Source organism: Novosphingobium sp. SG919 (genome assembly GCF_012932495.1).
In the GTDB taxonomy this organism is placed as follows: domain Bacteria; phylum Pseudomonadota; class Alphaproteobacteria; order Sphingomonadales; family Sphingomonadaceae; genus Novosphingobium; species Novosphingobium rhizosphaerae.
In genome coordinates, this window is sequence record NZ_JABCNG010000001.1 from 1,464,902 (window position 1) to 1,490,604 (window position 25,703).

General features: G+C 65.4%; 26 protein-coding genes. 13 read left to right on the forward strand and 13 right to left on the reverse strand.

Going from position 1 to position 25,703, the window contains the following annotated elements; genetic code table 11:
* Positions 1 to 38 precede the first annotated feature (38 nt).
* From FHT19_RS06570 to FHT19_RS06585, 4 genes are all read left to right on the forward strand, one after another.
* Positions 39 to 2,306, forward strand: coding sequence for a glycoside hydrolase family 3 C-terminal domain-containing protein (locus FHT19_RS06570; RefSeq protein WP_169474350.1), 2,268 nt, complete (start codon positions 39 to 41; stop codon positions 2,304 to 2,306).
* A 5-nt stretch (positions 2,307 to 2,311) separates the two neighbouring features.
* Positions 2,312 to 3,838 (forward strand): carboxylesterase family protein, encoded by a 1,527-nt coding sequence (locus FHT19_RS06575; RefSeq protein ID WP_248290292.1) that lies wholly within the window; start codon positions 2,312 to 2,314, stop codon positions 3,836 to 3,838.
* Between the two features lie 102 nt (positions 3,839 to 3,940).
* A complete protein-coding gene (locus tag FHT19_RS06580) occupies positions 3,941 to 4,384 on the forward strand; it encodes an Rrf2 family transcriptional regulator (RefSeq protein ID WP_168554790.1) in 444 nt (147 codons plus the stop codon).
* Positions 4,385 to 4,507: 123 nt separating this feature from the next.
* Positions 4,508 to 5,317, forward strand: coding sequence for an outer membrane protein assembly factor BamD (locus tag FHT19_RS06585; protein ID WP_169474351.1), 810 nt, complete (start codon positions 4,508 to 4,510; stop codon positions 5,315 to 5,317).
* A gap of 293 nt (positions 5,318 to 5,610) precedes the next feature.
* Here the strand turns inward: FHT19_RS06585 and FHT19_RS06590 are convergent, their stop codons facing one another.
* The 8 genes from FHT19_RS06590 to FHT19_RS06620 all read right to left on the reverse strand — a co-directional run bounded on the left by FHT19_RS06590 (position 5,611) and on the right by FHT19_RS06620 (position 9,486).
* Positions 5,611 to 5,955 (reverse strand): hypothetical protein, encoded by a 345-nt coding sequence (locus FHT19_RS06590; protein WP_169474352.1) that lies wholly within the window; start codon positions 5,953 to 5,955, stop codon positions 5,611 to 5,613.
* Positions 5,956 to 6,104: 149 nt separating this feature from the next.
* Positions 6,105 to 6,362 carry a hypothetical protein gene (locus tag FHT19_RS06595; RefSeq protein ID WP_169474353.1) on the reverse strand — a complete coding sequence of 86 codons (258 nt, stop codon included), beginning with the start codon at positions 6,360 to 6,362 and terminating at the stop codon, positions 6,105 to 6,107.
* Positions 6,363 to 6,530: 168 nt separating this feature from the next.
* Positions 6,531 to 6,659, reverse strand: coding sequence for a hypothetical protein (locus FHT19_RS24585; protein ID WP_282435860.1), 129 nt, complete (start codon positions 6,657 to 6,659; stop codon positions 6,531 to 6,533).
* Positions 6,660 to 6,790: 131 nt separating this feature from the next.
* Positions 6,791 to 7,000, reverse strand: a complete 210-nt coding sequence (locus FHT19_RS06600) for a hypothetical protein (RefSeq protein WP_168554793.1) — start codon at positions 6,998 to 7,000, stop codon at positions 6,791 to 6,793.
* A gap of 70 nt (positions 7,001 to 7,070) precedes the next feature.
* A complete protein-coding gene (locus tag FHT19_RS06605; RefSeq protein WP_168554794.1) occupies positions 7,071 to 7,277 on the reverse strand; it encodes a cold-shock protein in 207 nt (68 codons plus the stop codon).
* A gap of 322 nt (positions 7,278 to 7,599) precedes the next feature.
* Positions 7,600 to 8,343 (reverse strand): energy transducer TonB, encoded by a 744-nt coding sequence (locus tag FHT19_RS06610; RefSeq protein WP_169474354.1) that lies wholly within the window; start codon positions 8,341 to 8,343, stop codon positions 7,600 to 7,602.
* A 32-nt stretch (positions 8,344 to 8,375) separates the two neighbouring features.
* Positions 8,376 to 8,672 (reverse strand): hypothetical protein, encoded by a 297-nt coding sequence (locus FHT19_RS06615; RefSeq protein WP_169474355.1) that lies wholly within the window; start codon positions 8,670 to 8,672, stop codon positions 8,376 to 8,378.
* A gap of 199 nt (positions 8,673 to 8,871) precedes the next feature.
* Positions 8,872 to 9,486, reverse strand: a complete 615-nt coding sequence (locus FHT19_RS06620; RefSeq protein ID WP_169474356.1) for an outer membrane beta-barrel protein — start codon at positions 9,484 to 9,486, stop codon at positions 8,872 to 8,874.
* Positions 9,487 to 9,496: 10 nt separating this feature from the next.
* On the opposite strand from FHT19_RS06620, the gene FHT19_RS24590 reads away from it, so the two are divergent.
* Positions 9,497 to 9,628, forward strand: coding sequence for a hypothetical protein (locus tag FHT19_RS24590; RefSeq protein ID WP_282435859.1), 132 nt, complete (start codon positions 9,497 to 9,499; stop codon positions 9,626 to 9,628).
* A 35-nt stretch (positions 9,629 to 9,663) separates the two neighbouring features.
* On the opposite strand, the gene amyA is transcribed toward FHT19_RS24590, so the two are convergent.
* The 3 genes from amyA to FHT19_RS06635 form a co-directional block, all read right to left on the reverse strand.
* Positions 9,664 to 11,148, reverse strand: coding sequence for an alpha-amylase (gene amyA, locus FHT19_RS06625; RefSeq protein ID WP_169474357.1), 1,485 nt, complete (start codon positions 11,146 to 11,148; stop codon positions 9,664 to 9,666).
* A 145-nt stretch (positions 11,149 to 11,293) separates the two neighbouring features.
* The gene (locus FHT19_RS06630) at positions 11,294 to 12,352 is read right to left on the reverse strand and encodes a glycosyltransferase family 1 protein (RefSeq protein ID WP_168554799.1); all 1,059 of its coding nucleotides are present in this window, start codon (positions 12,350 to 12,352) and stop codon (positions 11,294 to 11,296) included.
* The gene (locus FHT19_RS06635; protein ID WP_246865900.1) at positions 12,352 to 13,257 is read right to left on the reverse strand and encodes a UDP-2,3-diacylglucosamine diphosphatase; all 906 of its coding nucleotides are present in this window, start codon (positions 13,255 to 13,257) and stop codon (positions 12,352 to 12,354) included. The genes FHT19_RS06630 and FHT19_RS06635 overlap by 1 nt, the downstream gene beginning before the upstream one ends.
* A 145-nt stretch (positions 13,258 to 13,402) precedes the next feature.
* On the opposite strand from FHT19_RS06635, the gene recN reads away from it, so the two are divergent.
* The 4 genes from recN to FHT19_RS06655 are packed head-to-tail and all read left to right on the forward strand — an operon-like array spanning position 13,403 to position 18,478.
* Positions 13,403 to 15,067, forward strand: coding sequence for a DNA repair protein RecN (recN, locus tag FHT19_RS06640; RefSeq protein ID WP_169474358.1), 1,665 nt, complete (start codon positions 13,403 to 13,405; stop codon positions 15,065 to 15,067).
* On the forward strand, positions 15,064 to 15,768 hold the full coding sequence (locus FHT19_RS06645; protein ID WP_169474359.1) for a GNAT family N-acetyltransferase: 705 nt from the start codon (positions 15,064 to 15,066) through the stop codon (positions 15,766 to 15,768). Before recN ends, FHT19_RS06645 begins: the two co-directional genes overlap by 4 nt.
* On the forward strand, positions 15,768 to 17,846 hold the full coding sequence (gene ligA / locus FHT19_RS06650) for an NAD-dependent DNA ligase LigA (RefSeq protein WP_169474360.1): 2,079 nt from the start codon (positions 15,768 to 15,770) through the stop codon (positions 17,844 to 17,846). Before FHT19_RS06645 ends, ligA begins: the two co-directional genes overlap by 1 nt.
* Before the next feature lie 5 nt (positions 17,847 to 17,851).
* Positions 17,852 to 18,478 (forward strand): LysE family translocator, encoded by a 627-nt coding sequence (locus tag FHT19_RS06655; RefSeq protein ID WP_169474361.1) that lies wholly within the window; start codon positions 17,852 to 17,854, stop codon positions 18,476 to 18,478.
* Between the two features lie 129 nt (positions 18,479 to 18,607).
* Here the strand turns inward: FHT19_RS06655 and FHT19_RS06660 are convergent, their stop codons facing one another.
* Both FHT19_RS06660 and bla read right to left on the reverse strand, forming a co-directional pair.
* Complete coding sequence (locus FHT19_RS06660; protein ID WP_169474362.1) at positions 18,608 to 19,564, reverse strand: 50S ribosomal protein L11 methyltransferase; 957 nt, start codon at positions 19,562 to 19,564, stop codon at positions 18,608 to 18,610.
* Entirely contained in the window at positions 19,561 to 20,505 is a 945-nt protein-coding gene (gene bla / locus FHT19_RS06665) for a subclass B3 metallo-beta-lactamase (RefSeq protein WP_169474363.1), read from the reverse strand. Before bla ends, FHT19_RS06660 begins: the two co-directional genes overlap by 4 nt.
* Positions 20,506 to 20,660: 155 nt before the next feature.
* Between bla and sdhC the strand changes: the two genes are divergently transcribed.
* From sdhC to FHT19_RS06685, 4 genes are all read left to right on the forward strand, one after another.
* Positions 20,661 to 21,086 carry a succinate dehydrogenase, cytochrome b556 subunit gene (sdhC, locus tag FHT19_RS06670; RefSeq protein WP_169474364.1) on the forward strand — a complete coding sequence of 142 codons (426 nt, stop codon included), beginning with the start codon at positions 20,661 to 20,663 and terminating at the stop codon, positions 21,084 to 21,086.
* 36 nt (positions 21,087 to 21,122) lie between these two features.
* Positions 21,123 to 21,506, forward strand: a complete 384-nt coding sequence (gene sdhD / locus FHT19_RS06675; protein ID WP_168554807.1) for a succinate dehydrogenase, hydrophobic membrane anchor protein — start codon at positions 21,123 to 21,125, stop codon at positions 21,504 to 21,506.
* Between the two features lie 3 nt (positions 21,507 to 21,509).
* Complete coding sequence (gene sdhA, locus FHT19_RS06680) at positions 21,510 to 23,315, forward strand: succinate dehydrogenase flavoprotein subunit (RefSeq protein WP_169474365.1); 1,806 nt, start codon at positions 21,510 to 21,512, stop codon at positions 23,313 to 23,315.
* A 148-nt stretch (positions 23,316 to 23,463) separates the two neighbouring features.
* Positions 23,464 to 25,680, forward strand: coding sequence for a calcium-binding protein (locus FHT19_RS06685; RefSeq protein ID WP_169474366.1), 2,217 nt, complete (start codon positions 23,464 to 23,466; stop codon positions 25,678 to 25,680).
* Positions 25,681 to 25,703: the final 23 nt, after the last annotated feature.

Genomic DNA, 25,703 nt, shown 5'->3' on the forward strand with positions numbered 1-25,703 from the left:
GCGTTTGGTGGCAGGGCCGCCGTGGGAAGGATGCGACAATGGGCATGAGATTTTTGTCGGTGATGGCATTGGCCGTCGCCGGGGCGGGCATGGCGCACGCGCAGGCCGCGGGCAACGCGGCGGCCAACCCGGCGCCCGGTGGCGCGCCGGTTGACCTTGCAGCGGCAGATGCGCGTGCCGCCCAGACCGTGAAGGCCCTGCAGGCGGACGAGCGCACGACGCTGACCCACGGCATCATGGCGATCCAGCTGTTTCCCAATTCGCCGCCGATTCCGGCCGATGCCGTGCCGGGTGCCGGCTATATCGCCGGGTTGCCGCGCCTGGGCATTCCCGCGCTCAAGGAAACCGACGCGAGCCTGGGCGTTGCCTGGGTTTCGGGCGCCCGCAAGCGGGGCGCCACGGCCCTGCCATCGGGCATTGCCCAGGCTGCCAGCTGGGACCCGGCGGTGCTGCATGACGGCGGCGCGATGATCGGGGCAGAGGCGCGCGCCAGCGGCTTCAACGTGCTGCTGGCCGGTGGCGTCAACCTGACGCGTGATCCGCGCAATGGCCGCACGTTCGAATACCTGTCGGAAGACCCGCTGCTGTCGGGCGTGCTGGTCGGCGCCGCGATCCGGGGCATCCAATCGAACCACATCATTTCCACGATCAAGCATTTCGCGCTCAATGGCCAGGAAACCGGCCGCCAGTTCGTGGATATCCAGATCGACAACGCCGCCGCGCGCGAAAGCGACCTGCTGGCGTTCCAGATCGGTATCGAGCAGGGCCAGCCCGGCTCGATCATGTGCGCCTATAACCGCGTCAACGGCCCGCGCGCCTGCGCCAGCGACTGGTTGCTCAATTCCGTGCTCAAGCGCGATTGGCGCTACAAGGGTTTCGTGATGTCGGACTGGGGCGCGGTGCCGGGGATCGAGGCCGCGACGGCGGGCCTTGACCAGCAATCGGGCGAACAGCTGGACAAGGCGGTCTATTTCGGCAGCAAGCTGGCGGAAAAGGCCGCGGGCAACAAGGCCTGGGCCGCGCGCCTGGAAGACATGAACCGCCGTGTGCTGACCGCGATATATGCCACCGGTGTGGACCAGCACCCGGTGACGGCGGGCGGAACGTGGGACGAGGCTGCCCACGCCGCCGTGGCCGAACGGGCGGCGATCGCCGGCATCGTTTTGCTGCGCAACCAGAACAATGCGCTGCCTTTGCTGCGCGATGCCAGGAACGTGGCGGTGATCGGCGGCTATGCCGATGGCGGTGTGGTTTCGGGCGGCGGGTCGAGCCAGGTGCAGGGCGATGGTGGCCCGGTGGTGGCGCGGCCGGTGCTCGCTTCCGGTCCGTTTGCGGGGATCATGCAGCAGCAGTTCCACCGCTCCAGCCCGCTCGATGCGATCAAGGCGCGCGTGCCGCAAGCCGCGGTGCATTTCCGCGACGGGCGCTATATCGCCGATGCGGTGGAAGCGGCGCGGCGGGCAGACGTGGCGATCGTGTTTGCCACCGAATGGCGCACCGAAGGGCTGGACCAGCCCGACCTGTCGCTGCCCGATGGCCAGGACGCGTTGATCGCGGCGGTGGCGGCGGCCAATCCGCGCACGATCGTGGTACTGGAAACCGGTGGGCCGGTGGCCATGCCCTGGCTGGACAAGACCGCCGCGGTGGTGGAAGCGTGGTATCCCGGCGCGCGCGGTGGCGAAGCGATCGCCAAGGTGCTGTTTGGCGAGGCCAATCCGGGCGGGCGCCTGCCGGTGACGTTCCCCGCCAGCGTGGACCAGTTGCCCCGGCCCAAGGTGGATGGCAGCGATACGCTCGATCCCGATTTCATGGGCACGCCGCCCACGCCCGATGCCACGCTCAAGGCCGATTACAACATCGAAGGGTCTGACGTGGGCTATCGCTGGTTTGCCCGCAAGGGTGCCAAGCCGCTGTTTCCGTTCGGCTATGGCTTGAGCTACACCACCTTTGCCAGCGAGGGGTTGAGCGTGGACGGCAAGACCGCGCGCTTTACGCTGCGCAACACCGGCAAGGTGGCGGGCGACGATGTGGGCCAGGTCTATCTGGTGGATCGCGCCGGCAGCCCCAAGCGCCGCCTGGTGGGCTTTGCCCGCGTGCATCTTGAGCCGGGCGAGGCCAAGACGGTGAGCGTGCCGATCGATCCGCGCCTGCTGGCCGATTGGCGCGATGACACGAAGGGCGGGCCCAAGAGCAGCGGCGGCTGGACGATGCCGGCGGGCAGCTATGGCTTTGCCCTGGGCAGCGATGCCCAGACGCTGGGACAAGTGGTGACGGTGCGCCTGCCGGCGCGCAATTGGAAGGATTGAGGGCGATGAACATGCACAAGATCTTGCTGATGGCCGGCGCCCTGGCGCTGCCGCTTTCCGCGCTGGCCAAGCCGGCGCCCACGCCAGCCGCCGCGCCCACCGTCACGGTGGCGCAGGGCGCGCTGGTGGGCGCGGTGGAGGGTACCGTGGCGAGCTTCAAGGGCATTCCCTATGCCGCGCCGCCGGTGGGCGACTTGCGCTGGCGCGCGCCGCAACCGGCGCCGGCGTGGAGCACCCCGCGCGATGCCACGCAATATGGCCATGATTGCGCCCAGGCGCCGTTCCCGCCCGATGCTGCGCCGATCCGGACGCAGCCGGCCGAAGATTGTCTCTATCTCAACGTGTGGAAGCCTGCGGGCGCCGCGGCAAACGCCCGCCTGCCGGTGATGGTGTGGGTGCACGGTGGCGGCTTCGTCAACGGCGGCACCTCGCCGGCGGTCTATTCCGGCGCGGCCTTTGCCCGCGACGGGGTGGTGCTGGTCAGCCTCAACTATCGGCTGGGCCGGTTCGGGTTCTTTGCCCATCCTGCGCTCAAGGCCGAAGGGCTGGGCGGCAACTTCGGCTTTCTGGACCAGATCGCCGCGCTCAAGTGGGTGCAGGCCAATGTTGCGGCCTTTGGCGGCGATCCGGCCAACGTAACCGTGTTTGGCGAAAGCGCCGGTGGCATGAGCATGCACATGCTGCTACAATCGCCGCTGGCGCGCGGCCTGTTTGCCCGTGCCATCATCGAATCGGGCGGCGGGCGTGATGGCACGCTGCCGATGCCGACCATCGCGCGCGCAGCAAAGATCGGCGCCGACTTTGCCCCCGGCCTTGATGCGGCGGCCCTGCGCGCCTTGCCCGAAGCGAAGGTGACCGGAAACCTGAGCATGATGACCATGGCGCAGACCGGTTATTCCGGGCCGATGGTGGATGGGCAGACGATCGTCGGCGCGTCCAACGATGCGGCCGCCGCGGGGCTCGATGCGCCGGTGCCGGTGTTGATCGGGTCCAATTCGGCTGATGGTTTCCCGAGGACGACCGACAAGGCGGCGATCTTTGCCAGCTATGGTGCCGATGCGGACAAGGCGCGCGCGCTTTATGATCCGCAAGGCACCGCTACCGGCCTGGTGGTGGGGACGATGACCAGTGCCGACAGCATGTTCATCGAGCCCGCGCGCGCCGTGGCGCGGCTGCTGGCGCCGCGCCAACCGGTGTGGCTCTATCGCTTTGCCTATGCGCATCCGGCGCCGCTGGCGGCGATGGGCGGTGCGCCGCATGCCTCGGAACTGCCTTATGTGTTCGACAGCCTGGCCGGGCGCAAGGAGCCCACTGCCATTCCTGCCGAACAGCCGGTGGCGACGCTCACGCACAAGCTGTGGGTGGCCTTTGCCAAGACCGGGCGCCCCGATGGGCTGCCCGGCCTTTCGCCCTGGCCGCAAGTGACGCCCACCGACACCACGGTGCACGTGATCGATGCATCGGGCGCGGCGCAAGTGGAAGACCCCTATCGCGCGCGTCTCGATTTCGTGGAGCAGCGCATCAAGCCGTAAATGGCGTTTTCCCGGTGCAGCATGGCTGCAAAAGCGATGCTGCACCGGGATATTCAAGTTGTGGCGTTGACATTCGCGGCCAACCGTCTTTTTGTATTTCACATGCTCTCGCAAAAAACGCGTTATACGATCCGTGCTCTGCAACATCTGTCCGACACGTTTGGACAAGGGCCGGTGCGGCTTGACGCGATTGCCGAGGCGCAGAACATCCCGCGCAAGTTCCTTACGGTGATCCTTTCGGAAATGGCCCGCGAAGGCGTGGTGATTTCCCAGCGCGGGCGCGACGGCGGCTATGAGTTGGCGCTGCCCCCGGTGGATATCCGCTATGGCGATATCATCCGCCTGACCCGTGGCAGCCTGGCCCTGGTGCCCTGTGCCAGCCGCAACGCGCACGAACACTGCGCCAATTGCCTGCCCGAGGCGGAATGCCGCCTGCGCGGGCTGATGATCCGGCTGCGTGACGAAATGGCCGACATGCTCGACAAGGTGACGCTGGCCGATGGGATCACGCTGGTGCCCCCGTTCGACGAGGCGGCAGAGGCGTGAATCCGCGTCAGCGGATCGCATCTTAGGCCCGGGATGCACCCAAAAACGCAATCAACCGCAACTTTTGCGTGTGGCTTCAACCTTCGCTTGGCGTGGGCCAAGCCGCTGGCTATAGGACGGCCCATGACCCTTCTTGCTTCTGGCCGCAGCCCGCTGCGCATCGCCGTTCTTGCCGCCGCAACCGTTGCCATTGGCCTGACCGCAGGCTGCGCGGGCGGCAACAAGGCCAAGAAGGACGTGGCTTATGTCGCGCGCGACGTGGACACGCTGTACATGACCGCCAAGGACCGCCTGGACCGTGGCGATGCCAAGCAGGCGGCCGCGCTGTTCGACGAAGTGGAGCGCCAGCATCCCTATTCGCCCTGGGCCCGCCGGGCGCAGTTGATGGGCGCCTTCAGCTATTACGTGGCGCGCGACTATGCCAAGTCGGTGCAGACCGCGCAGCGCTTCCTGTCGATCCACCCCGGCAACAAGGACGCGCCCTATGCCTATTACCTGGTGGCGCTGTGCTATTACGAGCAGATCAGCGACGTCACGCGCGACCAGAAGATCACCCAGCAGGCGCTGACCGCGCTGACCGAAGTGATCCGCCGCTATCCCAATACCCAATATGCGACCGACGCTCGCCTCAAGCTCGACCTGGTGAACGACCACCTGGCCGGCAAGGAAATGGAAGTGGGCCGCTTCTATGAAAAGAGCGGCAAGTGGCTGGCCGGCACGCTGCGCTTCCGCGTGGTGATCGACAAGTACCAGACCACCAGCCACACGCCCGAGGCGCTGTTCCGCCTGGTCGAATGCTACCTGGCGCTGGGCGTGCGCGACGAAGCGCAAAAGGCCGCCGCCGTGCTGGGCACCAACTACCCGGGCAGCGAATGGTACAAGCGCGCGTTCAAGCTGATGAACGCCAAGGGTGACGATATCACCGCGGCGTGATTTTTCGGACGCAGAGACGACATGCAAAAGGGCGCCTTGATCGGGCGCCCTTTTTCGTGACGGCGCGCGCCGTTGCACCGGCAATTCACGCCGTTTGGAAAAGACAGAAGGCAATTTTGGTCGGGAGTTGCCTTTGTAACCTCCAACTCCATCATTTCCGCGAAGGCAGGAATCCAAAGGCTACTGCGGGAAGGGGCGCCGCTTCAGTGTTGACGGCACCCCAGAACTGGATTCCCGCCTGCGCGGAATGACGAAGGAATGGACTGGAATTGTGGGAAGCGGTCATTCGTTCGCTAAGCGAAAGCGCTCAGGATTCCCGAAAAACAGGCGAGACCGGCAACGAGGTGGGCAGCCGCCGCAACACCAACGGCGCGGTAATTTTTTGTGGCTATGGCGCTGCCAATCAGTGTGCCGTACAGCGGAAACTGAGCAAGACCCACGCCGATCCCAATTGGCCCAATGCTCCGTTCGCGCAACGTCAGAAGCATAGAGAACGGGAAAAGTGCGCGAGCAGCGACATAAGAGCCGTGACCTGCTCCCCCTAACCAAACCGCAGCCACGATCGCAGCAAGCGCTACCAGAGTGCCGATTGCCGCTCCGCGCCATCCCTGCCGGTGTATCAAGGGGGAACGATCCATCGGGACTATTTTCATCGATATTGCGATGGTCCGCAAGTGGGTGAAACCAGCCGTTCGAATGTGTCTCTCCGCCTGTGCTGTGCAGCACTTGCGTTCGCGTAAGGATAAGCTGGGCTGAGAAGCTCTTTTTGCTCGGACGAGGCCAGCCTTCAGCCTGGATCGACGACCATCGCGAAAAGCCGGTCCAGGTTGAGCTGGATGTCCTGCACGGAAGGATTGTCGGCATACTTGGCCATGCCCAGCGGCAGGCTCATGCTCTCGTAGAGTGCCGAGGCTTCGGCGTCGCTCAGGATGTTGCGGCCGCGCAGGATATTGGCGAGGCTGACGATGCCGTTGATCGCGGAAATGTCGGAGGCTTCGTGTGCCTCGAGCAATTGCTGATCGGTCAGGTTGGGAAGCGCGTTCATCAATGGCGTGTCCTCCACGTGATCGCGAGCCTGGCGCATCGTGCCATTGCCCGGAAATGGGGAATTGCCAGCAACAAGCTTGCGATAGAAAATGCCTGCATGGCACGTGCCCGTCGCGGGCGAATGCAGGCATTCGCCGGCGTGCGGCCGGGCCGGTGCGGGCTGCTGTCAGGTCTTGATCGTGACGATCCCGACCGGCGCAGGCTTGGTGGCATGGTTGGAAGCGTTCAGCTTAGGCGGCTTGGCGGCCTTGGGCTTGCGGATTTCCTTGTTCGATTTCTTCTGGCTCTTGGCCATGGTCTTCCTTTCGGCGGCTGGGGGTTGCGGGCACATCACGCCTGGCAATCGAAACGATCGGGTTTGCCAAGCGGTTCGTCACACGTTGGCCGTGGATGTGCGCAACCGCGTTCGCGCGAATGCGGTAACGGCTATTTCGACGCGTATTCGCCCGGCTGCGCGTTGAAGTTTTCCCGCGCAAACAGGCGAGCCTTCGCCATGGTCTGGAACACTTCGTCCTGAAGCGACGCGGTGACCACGGGGTAGCCCTGCGAATTGTAGCGCGTGGTGCGCACGGTCAGCCGGAAATGGCCCTCGTCATCCTTGTTGATCAGGAACGGGCGATTTTTCGGATCAGTCATGTCTAGGCTCCAGCTTGTTCAACGCGAGGGTGGGGCGATGCGACCGGTTGGCCGCACCGCCTCGCATCCATCACGCCGGCTGAAGGTTCACGGCCGAGGTCTTGCCGCGCTGGTCGGTTTCCAGGTCATAGGAAACGGCCTGGTCCTTTTCGAGGGTCTGCATTCCGGCGCGTTCGACGGCCGAGATGTGCACGAACGCATCGTTACCGCCGCCATTGGGCGCGATGAAGCCGTAACCCTTGTCGACGTTGAAGAATTTCACGGTTCCGGTGGTCATATGGATAGTCCTTTATCCCAAGTATGACGGGCATGCGCCAAAAGCAGCGCATCCCGGCTTCGATAGTGCTAGAAAAGGATAAAGGGGTGGGCATAAAGCTGCCGATTATCCGTCGCATGCGACGTAAGCAGAACTCTAATAACACGTTGTGGAAAAATTGAAAGACAATTCTGGTTCCGGCCCATGGAGTCCAGATTTTTCGGGTCAATTTATCGATTTTCTGCATAACGATTTTGCCGGGATTGCCGGGGAATTTCGGGCCTGGGCCAAAAATATTTCCAACTACAAATCGCCGATGACGGCTGGGCCCAAGCCGATCGCGCTATGGCGCGTCAGAGAGGATGCCCATCGTCCATTCCTGGTCGTAATCCACTTCGCCTGCCACCGCGCGGCCCGATGCGTCGCGCGCCGGGCGGAAGCGGAAGCGCTTCATCGCCAGCTCGCATGTGGTGGCGTCCAGCGCCGGGTTGCGGCTGGATTGGGTGACGCGGCAAGCGCTGGGGCGGCCTTGTGCCGTCACGGAAATGGTAACCGAGGTGGTGCCCTGGGCCTGGGCGGCGCGCGCGGCCGGCGGGTAATCGGACGATTTGATCTTGCCGCCGGTCCATTCGGGATCGCTACCGCCGTCGCCATCACCGGTGCCGCTGGTGCCCGAACCCGTGCCATTGCCCTGGCCGCCCGCCCCATTGCCCGGTCCGGGTACGAGCGCGGCGCCACTATGGGGCGCGAGTCCCAGGGCAACTTGCGGCGCGACGGGAATGGGCGGAGGCTTGGCCCAAGGCGTGACAGCGGCAAAAACCGGAGCGGCCTGGGCGCGCAGGGCGGCGGGCGCGGCCTTGCTCGCGGCGTGCGAATGGTGCGGCTGCGATGGCGGCGGTTTGCTGGCGATGGGCGCTGGCGGGTGCGACAGTGTTATCGCGGTAATTCCGTTGCGCATGGCCTCGCCCGCGCCGTGGGGCGAGGCGAGGCCAAACAGCAAGAGCAAGGCCAGGAGGATCTCCAGGCCTGCGGCAACGCTGGCAGCCGCAATGCGATTGCCGCGCGCCTTTGCAGACAGGCCTGTCATCGGCAATGTCGCAAAGACGACGGCAGCCGGGCTTAGCGGCAGCGCTTCTTGGCGGTCATCGTGCGATCGATGGCCCGGCCACCCAACGCGCCGCCCACGGCACCGGCCGCGATGCCCACGGGGCCGCCGATCAAGGCATGGCCGAGCAGCGCGCCGCCTGCACCGCCGGCAATCAGGCCGGTCGTGCCGCTGGAATGGCGGCACCAGCGGTAGTGCGCGCGCGAATGATAATGATGGCGCGCAAAAGCCGGTGCAGCATCGAGCGCGCTGAGGCTGAGCGCGGCGACGAGCGCGGGCGCAAAGGCAATCTTGGTGGAAAATCGGCGCATGATGGTGTCCTTCCGGTGGTTACAATCCAGCAACAATGCCTGCGCAACGACCGAACCGCCGGTTGGTTCACGCGCGCAACGACGAAATATTCCGAGCGTAAGCCAAGGCGAAGGAACATATTGGTTTAAAGACAGAAAATGCAAAGCGGGGTGGCCGCGTTGCCGCGCCACCCCGCAGATCGTGCCGCGTTGGCTGCGCTTACTTGAAGCGCACACCCACGCCAGCCATCACGCGCTGGCGCGACGAATGGCCATGATAGTTGGAATAGACGTACTGCACGTTCATGTAGAGCGGGCTGTGCGTGGGCGAAAATTCCATGCCGCCACCCACTTGGTAGCCATCGGCGCGATAGTGATCGTAGACCAGCTGCGTGCCCGAAGGATCGTCGATCCGCTTGCGCTGTTCGCCGTTCACATAGCCGGCCTTGCCGAAGAACAGCACGCCCGACGAAGTGATATAGCCGGCGCGCACGGCGGCGCCCCATTCCTCGAACGACTTGTGGCAGATGCTGTTGCCATCGGCGAGGCCGGTGCAGTTTTCGTTCCAGTTGTTGGCGCGCCAGTAGCTGCCCTCGGCGCCGACCAGGATGTGCTGGCCATAGGTGCCGTCGAAACCGACCGTGGCGCCATAGCCGAACTTGTCGTTATGGTTACCTTCCGACTGGAAACGGTCCCCACCCGCGTTTCCTTCGACACGAATGCCACGGAATGTCGTCCCGTTGGAAGGCGCTGCGGTATCGTCCTGGGCGAAAGCGGGCTGAGCCAGCAGACCGGCTGCGGCGATAGCGATTGCGGTAAGTGATTTGATAGTCATGATATTCCCCATGATGCTGTCCCACCTGCTGAACATCGCTGGGAAAATGAGGTTCCAAATCGTGCCGCTGCCAGAAACTTCCGCCGCCAGCGTGTTGCAGATTGGCAACAAGTGGCGGCGGGCAGTCCCTTGCCAATTGTGATTAGCCGATTTGGAACATTCGGTAACAATTCCGCGTCACAGTGCGGCCTTGTCGACCCACACGCTGACGCTGCCACCCTCGCAACGCACCTCGAGCCGCCCGGCCTCGTCTGCCACGCATTCGCCATCACAGTGGCCGAGCCAATCGACGAAGGTGGCGCCGGCGTGGTCGGGGCCGAGTTCGGCCGAGAGCGAGGCCGGCTCGCCGTTGCTCAGGATCGTCACGCAGCCCGGTGCCTCGGCCGTGCCATGCCGGATGAAGCCGATGCAGGTGGCGCTGGCGAACAAGTCGGTCTGCGGCCCGTGGGCAAACCGCTGGCGCGCCTGCGTCAGCTTGGCAAGGCACGCCACCGGGGCCAGCGTGATGTCGTGCGTCTGCCCGTCACTGCCCGTATCGGCATAGCTCGCGCCGTAGAGATCGGGGTGGAACAGGCAGGGCACGCCGCCCTCGCGCAGCAGGATCAGCGCATAGGCGAGCGGCTTGAACCAGTCTTCCACCGGCGCTTCGAGCGCCTGGAGCGGCTGGGTATCGTGGTTGGCCACCATAGTGACAGCGTGGTCGGGCTGGCTTTGCACCAGCGTGCCATCAAAGATCGTGCGCAAGTCGTAATCGGCGCCTGCGCGCGCGGCATCGTGGAAACGGTGGACGAGCGCGGCGTCGAACAGCGAAAGCTGGTGATCGGTGCGTTCCAGATAGGTGGCCAGCGCTTCGCGATCCGGGTGCCAGTATTCGGCCACCACGAACAGATCGGGGCTGATACTGTCACGGCAATGGCCCACCCAATCGCGGAAGAACCAGGCGGGAATGTGCTTGGCCGCATCCAGGCGAAAGCCGTCCACCGGCACCTGCTCGGCCAGCCAGCGGCCCCAGAACTTCAATTCCTCGTAGACCGCGCGGTTGCGGAACTCCACGTCGGCGCCCATCAGGAAATCGAAGTTGCCGAGTTCGTCGTCCACCTCTTCGTTCCATTCGCCGTCGCCATACTGGTTGACGAGGCGGAACACGCCGTCTTCTTCCGGGTCTTCGATGCGATCCACGCCCGAAAAGCACTTGTGGTCCCACACAAAGCGCGAATGCGCGCCGGCGCGGCCGGGGAAGGTGAAGCGGGTGTGGGTGGTGGCGTCGAAGGCTTCGTCCTCGATCTCGGTGCGGTTCTCCGGATTGGCGCGGCGCACCTGCACCCGCTCGGTCTCGTCCGCGCCCATCTTGTGATCGAACACCACATCGTGGATCACGCGCAGGCCATGGTCGCGCAGCGCGGCGCAGGCCGTCTCCAGCGCGGCGCGCGTGCCATACTTGGTGGGGACGGTGCCTTTCTGGTCGAACTCGCCCAGGTCGAACAAGTCGTAGGTGTCATAGCCGACCGACATCGCGCCGCTGGCGCCTTTGGTGGCGGGCGGCAGCCACACGTCGGTCACGCCCATTTCCGCCAGGCCTGGTGCGGCGGCGGCGGTATCGTCCCACAAGCGGCCCTCGGGCAGGTACCAATGGAAGAACTGGATCAGAGTGCGCTGCGACATGGAAGGCTCCGTGCGGTGGGGGCGTTCCGGGCAAATGCGTCAGGCCGCAATTGGTTGCAGTGCACCATGGGGCGGGACGGCCCCTTCGTCGGGCCTGCCGCCCACCGCCTCCCCATCGCTTTGCGACAGGGAGGATCTTGCGCCGTCAGGCGGCCTGGGCGATCTGTTCCACGGCCGTGGCGAGCGCCGCTTCGAACTGGTCGGTGGCCGCTTCCCAGGAATAGCTGGCGCCATAGGCGGCGGCATCTTCGCGGCGGCAGGCGAGCGCCGTGGCAATCGCTTGCCCCAGGTCTTCATCGCAGGCGCCGATCGGGCGGAGCAGGTTGCCTTGCGCACCAAGGCCCGCCGCGCCCACCACGTCGAGCGGGCCGGCGACGGGAAAGGCCGCGACGGGGACGCCGCAGGCCATCGCTTCGATCATCACCAGGCCAAAGGTATCGGTGCGGCTGGGGAACACGAAGCAATCGGCGGCGCGATAGGCCTGCGCCAGCGCCGTGCCAGACAGTGCGCCGGTGAAATGCGCGTGGGGATAGCGGGCCTTGAGCATGGCCAGGTCTGGCCCATCGCCCACCACGACCTTGCTGCCGGGAACCGCACAATCGAGAAAGGCGCCCAGGTTCTTTTCCACCGCCACCCGGCCGACATAGAGCAGGATCGGGCCGGGAAGCGCCGCGATCTCGGGCAGCGGGCCGTGACCGGGATTGAACAGATCGGCGTCGATCCCGCGCGACCATAGCCGGGTCTGGTGAATGCCGTGCCCGGCCAGTTCCCGTGCCAGGCTGGGAGTGGAAACCAGCACGGCGGCGCTTTGCGCGTGAAAGCGGCGCATCACCGGCCAGAACACATCGGGGCTCAGGCCCGTGCGCATGGCGGCATAATCGGGAAAGCGGGTGTGGAACGCGCTGGTGAACGGCACGCCAGAGGCCTTGCACCAGCTGCGTGCGGCCCAGCCGATCGGGCCTTCGGTGGCGATATGGACGATATCGGGGGCAAAATCGCGCAGGGTGCGCCGCGTGCCGAACCGCGGCGCCATGGCCAGGCGAATTTCACCATAACCGGGCAGGGCGCATGTGCGGAACTGCTGGGGTGTGAGCAATTCCACCACATGCCCCCGCGCGCGCAGATGGCCGACCGTGGTGGTGAGCGTGCGCACCACGCCGTTGACCTGCGGGGTCCAGGCGTCCGTCGCCAGGGCAATGCGCATCAGACGGTTTCCGTTTCGGCCGGGCTGGGCAGTTCGAGCGTGGTTGCCGGGGTGAACGGCGCCTGCTTGCGCAGTTCCTCGGCCCAGTCGACGATGCTCATGGCGCCGGTGAAATCTTCCACCAGCGCGGTGCAGCTTTCCACCCAGTCACCATCGTTGTAATAGGTGACATCGCCGATCTGGCGGATTTCGGCGCAGTGGATGTGGCCGCACACCACCCCGTCCACGCCCATGTCGCGCGCGGCGTGGGCCACGGCTTCTTCAAAGTCGCAAATGAATTGCACGGCGTTCTTCACGCGCTTTTTCATGTAGGCCGAGAGCGACCAGTAGGGCAGCTTGAACTGCCGGCGCACCAGGTTGACCCAGCGGTTGGCGCGCAGCAGCACGGCATAGGCCGCATCGCCCAGGAACGCGAGCCAGCGGGCATAGAGCACCACGCCATCGAACCCGTCGCCATGCGTGACCAGCAGGCGGCGCCCATCGGCCGTGCGATGGATGGTATCGAGCGCAAGTTCCACGCCGCCGAAGGTCATGCCGGCATAGGGGCGCAGCATCTCGTCATGGTTGCCGGCGATGAGTACCACGCGCGTGCCGCGGTGGGCCATCTTGAGCACGCGGCGCACCACTTCGTTGTGGGCATCGGGCCAGTACCACCCGCGCGACAGGCGCCAGCCATCGACGATATCGCCCACAAGATAGAGCGTTTCGCATTCGATCGCCGAGAGGAAATCGAGCAGCATGTCGGCGTTGCAACCGCGCGTGCCGAGGTGGAGATCGGAAATCCACACGGTGCGCACGCGCCGCTTGGGCCGGAAGCCCCGCGGTTCGGGCTTGTCGAGCCAATCGGGGGCGCCCTTGATCCATTCGCCAAGAGGGGCAAAGCTACGGTCGGTTGGGCGATCCATGACCCATTCCCTTCATATGCTGCCGTTGTCTTGCGAATCCCATACGGCCGTCACATTGCGGCGAGGCGACACCGTGTCACCGATGTGAAACAAGACGGGAACGCAAGGGCGTGACGAGGGCGTTGCAACACGCTAGGAACAACGGATGCTGACCGGGCTTTCCATCCGCAATGTCGTCCTGATCGAGGCACTGGACCTCGCGTTTCCGGGCGGTTTGGGCGTTTTGACCGGGGAAACCGGCGCCGGTAAATCGATCCTGCTGGATTCGCTGGGCCTGGTTCTGGGTGATCGCGCCGATAGTGGGCTGGTCCGCGCCGGAGAAGACGTGGCGAGCGTGACGGCCACGTTCGAATTTGCCCAACGCCCGGGTGTGGTGGAAGCCGTGCTGGCCGAGGCCGCGATCGATTGGGAGCCGGGCGAGCCGCTGCTGCTGCGCCGCCGCCTGCGCGCCGATGGCGGCAGCCGTGCCTATGTCAACGATCAACCCGTGGGCGTGGCGCTGCTGCGCGAACTGGCGCGGTTCCTGGTGGAACTGCACGGGCAGCATGACGATCGCGGCCTGGTCAATGCGCGCGGCCATCGCATGCTGCTCGATCGCTATGCCCGGGCCGACAACGCGGCGGTGGCGCGGGCGTGGGAAACCTGGCGCGCGGCCGAGCAGGCCTTGGCGCAGGCGCGCGCGCAACTCGCCAGCGCGGCGGCCGAGCAGGACCTGATCGAGGCGCATCTGGCCGAGCTCGATGCCTTGAAGCCGGTGGCGGGCGAAGAGGAGGAACTCGCCCTGCAACGCGCCACGATGCAGAAGGGCGAGAAGCTTTCGGGCGATCTCAACGAATTGCAGCACTTGTGGCAGGGCTCTGATGCGCCGCTGGTGCAACTGCGCAGCGCAGCGCGGCGGTTGGACCGCATCGCCGGCGAGCATCCCCTGCTGGCCGAAGCGCTCGAAGCGCTGGACCGCGCGGTGATCGAGGCGGGGGAGGCGGAAGACAAGCTTGCGGCCGCCGCCGAAGCGCTGGCACACGATCCTGGCCTGCTCGACCGCATCGAGACGCGGCTGTTCGATCTTCGCGCCGCCGCGCGCAAGCACGGCTGCACGGTAGACGATCTGCCGACGCGGCGGGAGGCCTTGCAGGCCGCGCTGCAATCGATCGAAGGCGGCGAAGCGCAGATTGCCGGCCTGGCGCGCGCGGCGATGGATGCCGGCCTCGATTATCGCGCCAAGGCAGAGGCGCTTTCGGTGCAGCGGGCCGAAGCGGCGCGCAAGCTGGACAAGGCGGTGGCCGCCGAACTGGCGCCGCTACGCCTCGACGCGGCGCGGTTCCACACCGCCGTGGTGCGCCTGCCCGAAGACCGCTGGAGCGCGCAAGGCATGGACGGGGTGGAATTCCTCATTTCCACCAACCCCGGCAGCGATTTTGCCCCGCTGGGCAAGATCGCCTCCGGCGGGGAGCTTTCGCGCTTTATCCTGGCGCTGAAAGTGGCGCTGGCCGAAGAAGGCGGGGCGGCGACCGTGATCTTTGATGAAATCGACCGGGGCGTGGGCGGCGCGGTGGCCAGCGCCATCGGCGAGCGGCTGGCCCGGCTGGCGCGCGGCGGGCAATTGCTGGCCGTAACGCACAGTCCGCAAGTGGCTGCACGCGGCAATGCGCATTACCTGATCGCCAAGACCAGCGAAGGCACCGTTACCCGCACTTCGGTGAGCAAGCTGGACGCGGCGGGCCGCAAGGAAGAAATCGCGCGGATGCTGTCGGGCGCGGAAGTGACCAAGGAAGCGCGCGCCCAGGCAAGGCGGCTGCTGGAACAGGCATGAGCGCCGGGTTCGTGCCGCTCGATCGGCCAGTGTGGCATGCCCTGAACGGCCCGCAGCGGGCACTGTCCCGCTGGACGGGCGCGGAGGCGGCGTGTCGGATCGATCCGGGCTATGGCCCGTTTGCCGCTGCTGCGCCGGGAGCGGAGGAGCATCTGGCCAAGTTGTTGGCAGCGCCCGACGATGAACTCTGGACGGTGGAGCCGCAGGCCGTGGTGGCGCCATCCGGCCTTGCCGTGCGCCGCGTGGCGCCGCTGGTGCAGATGGTGGCCGATGCCCGCCTTGCCGTGCCCGAACGGATCGACGCGCCGGACATTGTGCCGCTGGGGGAGGCGGACGTGCCGGCCATGACCGCGCTCGCCCTTGCAACCAAGCCCGGGCCGTGGGGCCCTGACACTTGGCGCTATGGCCAGTTCTACGGCATTTTCCTGGATGGGCGCCTGGCGGCGATGGCCGGCGAGCGGATGCGCCCGGCGCCCGGTTTTGCCGAAGTGAGCGGTGTTGCCACCTGGCCCGAGTTTCGCGGCCGGGGCCTCGCCGCGCGGCTGATCGGCCACGTGCGCGATCGCCTGTTGGAACGGGGGGACAAGCCGTTCCTCCACAGCTATGCCGAGAATGCAGCGGCGATCCGGCTTTACGAAAGGCTGGGATTTCGTATCCGCCGCCCCCTGTGTGCAACGGTCTTGGCGAGAGTGTGCGAGTGATGAGCGATCCGGCAGCGATGAACGAGGCGGAAGCCGCCAACGAGCTGATGCGGCTGGCGCGGCAGATTGCCTATCACAACCGGCGCTATCACGCGGAAGATGCGCCGGAAATTTCCGACGCGGAATACGATGCCCTGGTGCGGCGCAACGCCGAACTGGAAGCGGCATTTCCCCATCTGGTGCGCGCGGACAGCCCCTCGCGCGCGGTGGGGCACGAGGTTTCGTCCTCGCCCTTGCGCAAGGTAACGCATGAGGTTCGGATGATGAGCCTCGACAACGCGTTCTCCGATGAGGAGGTGGAGGAATTCGTCGCGCGGGTGCGCCGCTTCCTCGCCCTGCCAAGCGACGCGCCAGTGACGATGACGGCCGAAGACAAGATCGACGGGCTGTCCTGCTCGCTGCGCTATGAACATGGCAAGCTGGTGCGTGCTGCTACCCGTGGCGATGGCCAGGTGGGCGAGGACGTGACGGCCAACGTGGCCCATATCAGCGACATCCCGCAGGAACTTGCCACGGATTCGGGCGTGGCGCCGCCTGCCGCGTTCGAGATCCGCGGCGAAGTGTTCATGGCCAAGGCCGATTTCCTGGCGCTCAATGCGGCGCAAGAGGAAAAGGGCGACAAGGTCTTTGCCAATCCGCGCAATGCTGCTGCTGGATCGCTGCGGCAGAAGGACGCGAGCGTGACGGCCAGCCGGCCCTTGCGCTTCTGGGCGCACGGCTGGGGCGCGGCGAGCGAAGTGCCCGCCGCGACGCAGTGGGACATGATGCAGCAGATCGCCGCCTGGGGCGTGCCGGTTTCGCCCTTGCTGACGCGGTGCGAGGATGTGGCGCAAATGGTGGCGCATTATCGCAGCATCCAGGCGCAACGCGCTGATTTGCCGTATGATATCGACGGCGTAGTCTACAAGGTCGATAGCCTGGAATGGCAGCGCCGGCTGGGTTTCGTGGCCAAGGCGCCGCGCTGGGGCATGGCGCACAAGTTCCCTGCCGAGCGCGCCGAGACCACCGTGGAGGCGATCGACATCCAGGTGGGCCGCACCGGCAAGCTGACGCCGGTGGGTCGCTTGCGCCCGGTTCTGGTAGGCGGCGTGACCGTTACCAACGTCACGCTTCACAACCGTGATGAGATCGGCCGGCTGGGTGTGCGCGTGGGTGACCGCGTGGTCTTGCAACGCGCCGGCGATGTCATCCCGCAAGTGGTTGAAAACCTGACGCGCGACGACGAGCGCCCGGCCTATGTGTTTCCCGATCACTGCCCGGAATGCGGCAGCGAGGCGGTGGCCGAGGAAGGCGAAGTGGACGTGCGCTGCACCGGCGGGCTGGTCTGCCCGGCGCAACGGACCGAGCGCCTCAGGCACTTCGTCAGCCGCGCTGCGCTCGATATCGAAGGCCTGGGTGAAAAGACCATTGCCGAATTCTTTGCGCTGGGCTGGCTGGAAAGCCCGGCCGACATCTTCCGCCTGCGCAAGCGGCGCGACGATATCGTGGGGCGCGAGGGTTGGAAGGACAAGTCGGTCGACAACCTGATCGCCGCGATCGAGGCCAAGCGGCAGCCCGATGCCGCGCGCCTGCTGTTCGGCCTGGGCATCCGCCACGTGGGCGCGGTGACCGCACGCGACCTGATGAAGCGCTTCGTTACGCTGCCCGCCTTGCGCGCCGTGGCGGAAAAAGCCCATGGCGGCGATGAAGACGCCAAGGCCGATCTGCTCGGCATCGATGGCGTTGGCCCGGTGGTGGTCGAAGCGCTGGGCGACTTTTTCCATGAACCGCACAACATCGCGGTGTGGGATGATCTGTTGGGCGAAGTCAGCCCGCCCGATTTCATCGTGGAAACCCGCGCCAGTGCTGTCGCCGGCAAGACCGTGGTGTTCACCGGCAAGCTCGAAACCATGAGCCGCGACGAGGCCAAGGCCCAGGCCGAGGCGCTGGGCGCGCGCGCGGCGGGCAGTGTCTCGCCCAAGACCGACCTGGTCGTGGCCGGGCCGGGCGCGGGCAGCAAGTTGAAAAAGGCTGCCGAATTGGGCATTGAGGTAATCGACGAGGCCGCCTGGGCCGAAATCTTCAAGGCAGCGGGATAAACGGCATGGCATTGCATACCTGGTGGCTGTTCGTGGTCACCGTGTTCTTCATCTCGGTTTCGCCCGGCCCCAACATGCTCCACGTGATGACGCGCAGCGTCACGCTCGGCTTTGGCCATGCGATGTTTGCCATGTGCGGCTGCTTCCTGGCGGTGCTGTGCCTGCTCAGCCTTTCGGCGGCGGGCCTTTCGGCGGTGCTGGTGGCGATGCCGCAGCTGTTCACCGCGCTCAAGATCGTGGGTGCGGCCTATCTGCTTTACCTGGGATACAAGGCCTGGACCGCGCAGGAAGCGGCGATCGATGTGGGTGCCGGTGATCCCGTGGTAGCGCCAAGGCCGCTGGCGCTGTTCCGCACCGGCTTCCTGATCGGCATCAGCAACCCCAAGGCGCTGTTGTTCGCCGGGGCGTTCCTGCCGCAGTTTATCGATCCGGCGCGGCCCAAGCCGCTGCAATTTGCCGTCATGGTCGCCACTTTCGGGGTGATCGAGATCACGTCCTACATGTTCTATGCGCTGGGTGGCCGCTCGGTGGCGCGCTGGCTGGAAAAGCCTTCGCCGCGCAAGCTGTTCAACCGCGTGACCGGCGCGATCTTCGTGGCGTTCGGGCTGGCGATGGTGGGAAGCCGGGCTTGAGAGGTTGTGCTTGGGTTCCACCACCCCCCGACCCCCTCCTCTGAAGAGGAGGGGGAGTTAAAGGACTGATTTTAAAGCCCCCTCTTATTTAGAGGAGGGGGTTGGAGGTGGTGGACGCCTTCACCGAACCTACCACTTCTGCGACCATGCCGGCAGCGTGCCGGGCTTGCTGGCGCGGATGCGGGTGGTGGGGCGGCGGCGCAGCCACAGGATCGACCAGTCGCCGCGCACCTGGCGCGCGGCCAGGCGCAGGCCGGCGCGGGCATAGGCGGCGCGCACCGCGCGTTCCTGCGTGGCGAGCAGGCCGGCGAGCAGGACATGGCCGCCCGGCTTGACCGCCGCGGCGAATTCGGGGGCGAGTTCGATCAGCGGCCCGGCCAGGATATTGGCGATCAGCAGGTCATAAGGGGCGGAAAGGCGCAGCAGCGGGTGGTCCATGCCCGGCGCGATGACCATGGCCAGCTTGCCCGGCCCATCGCCCAGCGGCACGCCATTGGCATCGGCATTGGTGGCCACGACCGGGCCGCAGACCGCATCGATATCGCTGGCGATGGCGCGTGCGCCGGGCCACAGGTGCAAGCCGGCAAAGGCGAGCAAGCCGGTGCCGGTGCCGATGTCGGCCAGGCTGCGCACCGCCGCGCCGTGGGCCTTCATGTGGGCCAGCATGGCCAGGCAACCGGCCGTGGTGGCGTGCTGCCCCGTGCCAAAGGCCTGGCTGGTGGGGATCAGGAAATTGCGGATGCCGGGCTGGTCCACCGCCGGATATTCGGGCGTGTGAACGTGGAACGGCCCTTCGTGGATCGGCTCCACGCCATGCTGGCTGAGCGTGACCCAGTCTTCTTCAGGCAGTTCCTCGATCTGCATCGGCGGCGCGCCATCGGCGAACAGCGCGGCGATTGCGGCGCGTTCCGTTTCGCCCGGCTCATCGGCCAGCCAGGCTTCCAGTTGCCAGTCCTCGGGTTTGTCCTCGGCAATCTCGCTGCCGGCAATAACGATCTCCGGATCCCAGTCGAACACGTCTTCATGGGCGATCAGCGCGGCCTGAACCACGGCGCGCGGGGCAAGGATAGTGATTTTCCAGCTCATGGCGTGGGTCTTTGTGGGCTGGCGGCTTCCTTGGCAAGGGTCTCGTCCAGCTTTGCCCGGCCACGCGCGGCATAGGCGCGGCAGGCACCGGGCGCTGGCCGCGGCGCGCCGGCGGCAAGGCGGTCGAACAGGTCGCTGGCGCCAGGGTGAGGGGTGATCAGCAAAGTGCAGGGCAGGCGCGCGATCCGGGCGAGCGAGGCGCGAAACGCCGCGACATGAGCGGGATGATCGGCAAAGCGCCAGCCCGGCGCGGCAAGGGCCGTCACGCTGTCGACATAGGCGATCGCGCGGCAATCGCGGCCGGCGCAACTGGTCCAGGTCCAACTGGTCGAGCCGGGCGCGTGGCCGGGCGTGGCATGGGCTACCAGCCGCAGCGCGCCCGTTGCCAGCACGTCCCCATCGCGCAGCACCCGGTCGACATGAACGCCGGGAAAGGGTTTGAGCCAGGCGGCCTGCGGGTCTTCGGTAGGAACCTTGCCGGTTTCCAGCACGCGGGCGGCTGCCGGCAGGGCGGCAAGGCGTGCGCCCGTCATGCGCTTGAGCGCGGCAAGGCCACCCGCATGATCGGAATGTTCGTGGCTGAGCACGATCCAGCGCACGTCCGCCAGGCGAAACCCGGCAGCCTCGATATTGTGGGCCACGCTTTGCGCAGCATCGGCCACGCCGGCATCGACGAGCACGTGTCCCTGCGGCGAGGTGATCAGCACGGCGCTTATCCCGCACGTGCCGACATACCAGGTGTTGGCGAAAATCCGTTGCGGCGGAGCGGGATCGGCCCAGCCATCGCGACCGGCACAAGCACTGGCCAGGACCGCGCCCGGCGCCTTGGCCGGGGCTGGCTGGCCAAGGGCGGGCTGGCCAAGAGCAGGTTTGGCGGGGGAGGGCAAAGGCGACAGCACAAGGCCGGCCAGTGCGGCTGCGAAAGGAAGTTTGGCGCGCATGGCCTGTGGTTTGCGCGCGATCCTGCCGCATGACAACATACGAATTCGGCTTCACCCTTTCGCCGGCTTGCACCCCGGGGCTTTTCGACTAATAGCGACTCGTCCTGACCGGAAACCTCATCCCGGTCGCCTTTGCGATAAGAAGGGGAAGTTCCATGGCGCTGGCGCGCAGCAACCGGCCACTTTCGCCGCACCTCCAGATCTGGCGCTGGGGTCCGGCCATGCTGGTCTCCATCCTCCACCGCGTTACCGGCAACGGCCTGGCCTTCGTGGGCCTTACGCTGCTGCTGTGGTGGCTGGGTTCGATTGCCAGCGGCCCGGAAGCCTATGAAACATTCATCACCTACGTGTGGACCGGCGCCAGCGGCGGCCTTTCCGCCGTGACCGCGATCCTGGGCAAGATCGTGCTGGTGGGCCTGTCCTGGGCGTTCTTCCAGCATGCTGCCACCGGCATCCGCCACCTCGTGCTCGACATCGGCGTTGGCTACGAACTTTCGGTCAATGCCCGTTGGTCGGTCTTCACGTTGATCGCGTCTGTCGGTCTTACGGCTCTGTTCTGGGGCTTCGTGCTGCTGCGCTGAGCGCCGGCACGCCCTTACCTGATTTTCGGAGGTACCATGGGTAACGGAACTTCGATCGGACGCGTGCGGGGGCTGGGTTCCAGCCACGCCGGCACGCATCACTGGCTGGCCCAGCGGCTGACGGCCGTGGGCAACCTGATCCTCATCCCCTTCCTGGGCGTGAGCCTGGCACTGCTTCCCGCGCACGATTTCGTCACGCTGCATGGCTGGGCGGCCAAGCCGCTCAGCGCCACGATGCTGGTGCTGCTGGTGGTCAACACGCTGTACCACGCGCGCCTGGGCGTGCAGGTCATGCTGGAAGACTATATCCACGAAGAAGGCGGCAAGGTGGCTTCCTGGCTGCTGATCAACTTCGTGCCTGCCGCCGCTGCCGTGTTCGGCATCGTCTCGATCATCCGCATTGCATTGGGGGCCGCGTAAGCCATGTCTGCTGCCTACAAGATCATCGATCATACCTATGACACCGTCGTTGTCGGCGCGGGCGGTTCGGGCCTGCGCGCCACGATGGGCTCGGCCCAGGCCGGCCTGCGCACCGCCTGCATCACCAAGGTGTTCCCCACGCGCTCGCACACCGTTGCGGCGCAGGGCGGGATTGCCGCTTCGTTGCAGAACAACACGCCCGATCACTGGACCTGGCACATGTATGACACCGTCAAGGGGTCTGACTGGCTGGGCGACCAGGACGCCATCGAATACATGGTGCGCGAAGCCCCGGCGGCGGTCTATGAACTCGAGCACGCCGGCGTGCCGTTCAGCCGCAACGCCGATGGCACGATCTATCAGCGTCCGTTCGGCGGCCACATGCAGAACATGGGCGAAGGCCCGCCGGTGCAGCGCACTTGCGCCGCGGCCGACCGCACCGGCCACGCCATGCTTCACGCGCTCTATCAGCAGAGCCTGAAGTATGATGCCGACTTCTTCATCGAATACTTCGCCATCGACCTGATCATGGAAAACGGCGAATGCCGTGGCGTGATCGCGCTGTGCATGGACGACGGTTCGATCCACCGCTTCCGTGGCCATGCCGTGGTGCTGGCGACCGGCGGCTATGGCCGTTGCTATTTCACCGCCACGTCGGCCCATACCTGCACCGGCGACGGTGGCGGCATGGTGCTGCGCGCCGGCCTGCCGCTGCAGGACATGGAATTCGTGCAGTTCCACCCCACCGGCATCTATGGCGCGGGCGTGCTGATCACCGAAGGCGCGCGCGGGGAAGGTGGCTATCTCACCAACTCCGAAGGCGAGCGTTTCATGGAACGCTATGCTCCGTCGGCCAAGGACCTGGCCAGCCGCGACGTGGTGTCGCGCTCGATGGCGCTGGAAATCCGCGAAGGGCGCGGTGTGGGTCCGCACAAGGACCACATCTACCTGCACCTCGATCACATCGATGCCAAGGTGCTGGCCGAGCGTCTGCCTGGGATCACCGAAAGCGGCAAGATCTTTGCCGGCGTGGACCTGACGCGCCAGCCGCTTCCAGTGGTGCCGACCGTGCACTACAACATGGGCGGCATCCCGACGAACTATCACGGCGAAGTGATGACCATCGGCGCCGATGGCAATCCCGAAACCGTGGTGCCGGGCTTGTTCGCCGTGGGCGAAGCGGCCTGCGTTTCGGTGCACGGTGCCAACCGCCTGGGCTCCAACTCGCTGATCGACCTTGTCGTGTTTGGCCGCGCCACGGGCCTGCGCCTCAAGGAACTGATCAAGCCGGGCACGGCGCACCAGTCGCTGCCCAAGGACAGCGCCGACCTGGCACTGTCCCGCCTGGACCACTTCCGCAACGCCAAGGGCGGTTCGCCCACGGCCAAGATCCGCACCGAGATGCAGCGCGCGATGAGCCAGCACGCGGCGGTGTTCCGCACCGACGAGTTGATGGCCGAAGGCAAGCAGAAGCTGGGCGAGATCTATGCCTCGATGCAGGACATCGGCGTTTCGGACCGCTCGCTGATCTGGAATTCGGACCTGGTGGAAACGCTGGAACTCGACAACCTGATCAGCCAGGCTTCGGTCACGATGCATTCGGCATACAACCGCAAGGAGAGCCGCGGCGCCCATGCGCACGAAGACTTCCCCAACCGCGACGACGCCAACTGGATGAAGCACACCGTGGGCTGGTTTGAAGGCTGGGGCGGCAAGAGCGGCGACATCAAGCTCGATTACCGCCCGGTGCACGAATACACGCTGACCGACGACGTTTCGTACATCAAGCCGAAGGCGCGCGTGTACTGATCCGTTCGCTCAGCGTTATTTACGGAAAAGCCGGGGTGGCGACACCCCGGCTTTTTTGTCGTCCATTTTGGTGCAGGCCACTCGACTGTAACATAGCGATACAATATCAACCCTTCGTCGGCGCGAGCCAGGACGAACGGGGATTTCAATGACGTTTTATCGCAATGGCTCGGAAGTGACGCTTCAGCTGTCAGCGCAGCAGCAATACCATGCCTTTGGCAGCTTGCTTGCCGATGGCGACGTGCTGGTTCAGAGCGAAGATCGCACCAACCCCAATTCCGGCAATTATACCTATACGATCTTTGATGGCTGCGGGGCTGCAGAGGGCACCGCGATCACGTTGCATGCCTCCAAAGTCTTTGGCCTCGCCGACGGCAATCTCATTACGGTTGCGGAGCCATCGAGCAATGGCGACAGCATTGTTCTCAATATCGCTGACACCAACGCATCGAATGGCGTGAGCACGGGGACTTATACAATTTCGCCTCGGTTCAGCTCTATCAGCCTTTCGGAAGTATCAGTCGTATCGCTGACTGGCGCGAATGCCGGCAAGATCGCTGTCGTCGACAACGTCGTTTTCAGTTCAGGAGATACGAGGGCCACGTTCCACATCATTGATTTAGCCACTGGCAGCGTCGGCGCAGAGGTATTCGCGTCCTATTCCGGTCGCGACATGCCACCTACTCTGACGGAGTTGGCTGACGGCTCATTACTGACAACCGCTTGGGACAACGGCGTGCGGTCTGGCCAGCATGGCTTCACGATTTCCATTCGGGGTCTGGACGGCGTTGCAGTAGTGACACCCACAATTCTGCCGCTTGATTACTCGCTAAACCCCTCGGAATTGCAGGTGGCGGCGCTGGCCGATGGCGGCTTTGTGGTCACCTGGTCGGAGAACAAATCGAGCAACGGTTATGCGGGTTTGGGAACGCTTCACGCGCAAGTGTTCGATGCCAAGGGCCTGGCCGCAACTCAGGACATTATCATTAGTCAGGATGGTCCGCGCTTTGTTGGGTCGACAGACGTGGCCGGACTGGCTGATGGCGGGTTCGCCATTGTCTGGGCAAGCAAGAATGCCAGCGTTGGTACCGACGGTTATAGCGAGATTTCAGTTCGCGCGTTCGATGCAAGTGGGGCTGACACCAGCGCCGAGCAAATCGTCAACACCACGACCGCCGGCGACCAGATGAACGCCCAGGTGATCGGTACACCTGATGGTGGCTTCAAGGTGTTGTGGCAGGACGCGAATTCCAAGCTGCATAGCCAAGAGTTTTATGCCAATGCAGGCCAGACATTCGAAGGCACCAGTGGTGCCGACAAGTTGACCGGAACCGACAAGGACGACTTGTTCCTGGGCCACGGCGGCAACGACACGATCGTCGGCGGCGACGGGATCGATACGGTGAGTTTTGCCGATGCGGTAGGCGGCGTCTATGTCACGGTGGCAACGACGAAGCCGATCGATACGATTTCCGCTGGCACAGTGGTGCTCAAGGAAATCGAAAACGCGATCGGATCCGATTTCAACGACACGATCTATGGCAGCAAGGCGGACAACCGCCTTGAAGGCGCGGGGGGCGACGACACTATCAAGGGCGCGGAAGGTAACGACACCTTGCTGGGTGGCGGCGGCCACGACGTGCTCGATGGTGGCGCCGGCGCGGATCGCCTGGAAGGCGGCGCGGGCAACGACAAGCTCTATGGTGGCGCCGGCAAGGACGTGTTGCTGGGCGGCGATGGCGATGATCTGCTCGATGGCGGGGCCGCTGGGGATACCATGACCGGGGGCACTGGTAGCGATACGTATTACGTCGATAGCCCGAATGATCGGGTTCTTGAGAATACCGGCGATGCCGGCATCGACAAGGTCTATGCCCGGGTCAGCTACGCGCTGACCGATGGGGTGGAGCGGCTGACGCTGGTGGAAGGCGCGGGCAACCTGAAGGGCACAGGCAACTCGGCCAACAATGTGATCGTCGGCAACAGCGGCAACAACGTGCTGAGCGGTGGCGGCGGGGTGGACGTCGTCACCGGCGGGGCGGGCAGCGACACGTTTCTGTTCGATCTGCGGCCCGAAGCGGCGAGTCGCATGGCGATCACCGATTTCACCACGGGCGTGGACAAGATCGCTCTTGTCCTGGGCGCGTTCGACGACGGATTTCCCGGCGCCCATGCCGGCGCTGTGCCGGCGGTGGAATTCGGCTATGGCACGCGGGCGGCCAACCCGGTGCAGAGCCTGGTCTATGACCAGGCGACTGGCAACCTATGGTACGACGCCGATGGCAGCGGCAGTGGCAAGGCGATCCGTATCGCCACGCTCAATCACGCGCCCGACTTGCATCTTTCCGACATCATCTTCGTCTGAGCAAAACCCCCGGCGCTGCCAGC